The sequence below is a fragment of the Inquilinus limosus MP06 genome (genome assembly GCF_000767795.1).
Lineage (GTDB): Bacteria > Pseudomonadota > Alphaproteobacteria > DSM-16000 > Inquilinaceae > Inquilinus > Inquilinus limosus_E.
This window is the reverse complement of record NZ_JANX01000717.1, coordinates 1-2,655: the sequence shown is the minus strand read 5'-3', so window position 1 is coordinate 2,655 and position 2,655 is coordinate 1. Positions and strand designations below refer to the sequence as shown.

At 71.3% G+C, this 2,655-nt stretch carries 2 protein-coding genes; one reads left to right on the top strand and one right to left on the bottom strand.

Going from position 1 to position 2,655, the window contains the following annotated elements; genetic code table 11:
• Positions 1 to 71: 71 nt before the first annotated feature.
• On the bottom strand, positions 72 to 956 hold the full coding sequence (locus P409_RS31345; protein WP_034847721.1) for a LysR family transcriptional regulator: 885 nt from the start codon (positions 954 to 956) through the stop codon (positions 72 to 74).
• Between the two features lie 107 nt (positions 957 to 1,063).
• On the opposite strand from P409_RS31345, the gene P409_RS31340 reads away from it, so the two are divergent.
• Complete coding sequence (locus P409_RS31340) at positions 1,064 to 2,563, top strand: CoA-acylating methylmalonate-semialdehyde dehydrogenase (RefSeq protein WP_034847717.1); 1,500 nt, start codon at positions 1,064 to 1,066, stop codon at positions 2,561 to 2,563.
• Positions 2,564 to 2,655: the final 92 nt, after the last annotated feature.

Genomic DNA, 2,655 nt, shown 5'->3' with positions numbered 1-2,655 from the left:
GAAAAGGTCTCGCCAGGCGGGAGAGGCAATCCGCGACGACACCCGGCATGCTGCCGTCCCTGCCGACAACGCTACGGCAGAAACCGCCGCCGCTCCTCCTCGAAGCGGCGGGCGATGAACTGGCGGCACAGCGCCACCCGCCGCAGCCCGGCCGTGTCCGGATGCGACAGGATGAAATAGCTGCGGCGGAACCCGACCTCCGGCAGGATCCGCACCAGCCCCGGCACATCGGCGGCGGCGAAGTCGTGCAGCACGCCGATGCCGATGCCGGCCCGCACCGCCTCCAGCTGCCCGGTGGCGCTGGCGCAGCGGAAGCGCCGCGGCGACCGGTCCTCCAGCGCCCAGGCATAGTCCAGCGCCGGGGCGTAGGCGTAGTCCTCGACCCCCGTCACCACCACATGGCCGGCCAGCGCGTCGGCGTCCTTCGGCGTGCCCGCCACGGCGAGATAGTCGGCCGCAGCGTAGACCCCGAGGCTGTAATCGGTCAGCCGCGACACGATCAGCCGCCCCTCCACCGGCCGGTCCAGCCCGATCGCCAGGTCGGCCTCGCGCCGGGACAGCGAGAAGCTGCGGGGCAGGGGCACCAGCTCGACCGTCAGGCTGGGATACTGCCGGGCGAAGCGCCCCAGCTCCCGCGCCAGGAAATGGTTGCCGAGGCCGTCCGGCGCGCCGATGCGCACCGTGCCCGTCACCTCGGCCTCGTCCTCCCGCAGCCCCTCCGCCGCGCCCAGCAGCGCCGTCTCGATGCCCTCGGCCACCGGCAGCAGTCGCTCCCCGGCCTGGGTCAGCACCGACCCCGCCGGCCGCCGGTCGAACAGCACGGTGCCCAGATCCGCCTCCAGCGCGTCCAGCCGGCGCGCCACGGTGGCATGGTTCAGCCCCAGCTTGCGCGACGCGGCCAGCAGCTGGCCGTGCCGGGCGACCGCCAGGAAGACGCGCAGATGGTCCCAGTCCATTGATCCCTGCCAGCGACTACAAATCCCGCACAACGGTTGCTCGATCCTGTGCGTTGATGCGCGTCGGGTAAAGCGGGAAGGTGCCGGCAGCAGAGGAGGAGACGACCATGCCCACCGAGATCCAGCATTTCATCGGCGGCCGCCGGATTCCGGGCGCCAGCGGGCGCAGCGCCCCGGTCTTCAACCCGGCCACCGGCCAGCAGAGCGGCAGCGTCCCCCTGGCCTCGGTCGACGATGTCCGCGCCGCCGTCGCCGCGGCGAAGCAGGCCTTCCCGGACTGGGCGGCGACCACGCCGCTGCGCCGCGCCCGCATCCTCAACCGCTTCCTGCGCATCGTCGAGGAGCGGACCGACGAGCTGGCCGCCGCCATCACCGCCGAGCACGGCAAGGTGCTGAGCGACGCCCGCGGCGAGGTCCAGCGCGGCATGGAGGTGGTCGAGTTCGCGACCGCCGCGCCGCAGCTGCTGAAGGGCGAGGTGACGGAGAATGTCGGCACCCGCGTCGACAGCCACTCGCTGCGCCAGCCGCTCGGCATCGTCGCCGGCATCACCCCGTTCAACTTCCCGGCCATGGTGCCGATGTGGATGTTCCCGGTGGCGCTGGCCTGCGGCAACTGCTTCATCCTGAAGCCGTCGGAGCGCGACCCCTCGGCCTCGCTGCTGCTGGCCGAATGGCTGAAGGAGGCCGGGCTGCCCGACGGCGTGTTCAACGTCGTGCATGGCGACAAGCAGGCGGTGGACGCGCTGCTGTTCGACGCCGACATCGCGGCGGTCAGCTTCGTCGGCTCCACCCCGATCGCGCGCTACATCTACGAGACCGCGGCGCGCACCGGCAAGCGCTGCCAAGCGCTGGGCGGCGCCAAGAACCACATGATCGTGATGCCGGACGCCGATCTCGACCAGGCGGTCGACGCGCTGATGGGCGCCGCCTACGGCTCGGCCGGCGAGCGCTGCATGGCGATCTCGGTCGCGGTGCCGGTCGGCGAGAAAACCGCCGAGGCGCTGCTGGCGCGGCTGGAGCCGCGGGTGCGGGCCCTGGCCATCGGCCCGGGCACCGACCCGGAGGCCGAGATGGGGCCGCTGGTCACCCGCCAGCATCTCGACAAGGTGCGCGGCTACATCGATTCCGGCGTGGCCGAGGGCGCCAAGCTGGTGGTCGACGGGCGCGACTTCCGCCGCCAGGGCTATGAGGACGGCTACTTCATCGGCGGCACGCTGTTCGACCACGTCACCACCGACATGAAGATCTATCGCGAGGAGATCTTCGGGCCGGTGCTGTCGGTCGCCCGCGCGCCGGACTACGAGACCGCGGCCGGCTGGATCAACCGCCATGAATTCGCCAACGGCACGGCGATCTTCACCCGCGACGGCGACGCCGCGCGCGAATTCGCCAGCCAGATCCAGGTCGGCATGATCGGCATCAACGTGCCGATCCCGGTGCCGATGGCCTTCCACTCCTTCGGCGGCTGGAAGTCGTCGCTGTTCGGCGACCACCACATGCACGGGCCGGAGGGGGTGCGCTTCTACACCCGGATGAAGACCATCACCACCCGCTGGCCCACCGGCATCCGCGCCGGCGCGGAGTTCGTCATGCCGACGATGAAGTAAGCACGACCGTTTTTTGCCTCTCCCGTTTACGGGAGAGGTCGGAGACGCGCAGCGGCTCCGGGTGAGGGGATTTTTGTCGAGGCCGGGACCAG

Excerpts from the sequence above, each read along its gene's own strand:
- P409_RS31345 (WP_034847721.1), bottom strand. The coding sequence starts at position 956 with ATGGACTGGGACCATCTGCGCGTCTTCCTGGCGGTCGCCCGGCACGGC.
- P409_RS31340 (WP_034847717.1), top strand. The coding sequence starts at position 1,064 with ATGCCCACCGAGATCCAGCATTTCATCGGCGGCCGCCGGATTCCGGGC.